We start from the raw sequence: 208 nt of genomic DNA on the forward strand, positions 1-208 counted from the left end.
GCCATCTTGTTTAGCGGTAAAAGTTAAAGTAACTTTAGTGTTAAAAGGATTTACTTCACTGTCACCTGCATTATAAATAATACCATTTGCACTATTGCTCCAGCTATTTTTAATTGCCGTGATTTGATTGGTAATCCCTACCGGAGAATCGTTGTAATAATCCATGCCATTGTAAGTATCGCACTCGTCGGAATATCTATATCCATTT

At 35.6% G+C, this 208-nt stretch carries 1 protein-coding gene; it reads right to left on the reverse strand.

The genetic code is table 11. The features are described 5' to 3' along the window. Positions 1–208, reverse strand: a 208-nt coding sequence (locus tag CBI42_RS13165) for a hypothetical protein (protein ID WP_218822089.1), incomplete at both ends; no start/stop codon positions are given.

It is taken from the genome of Streptococcus sp. KR (genome assembly GCF_002238115.1).
Taxonomy (GTDB): domain Bacteria; phylum Bacillota; class Bacilli; order Lactobacillales; family Streptococcaceae; genus Streptococcus.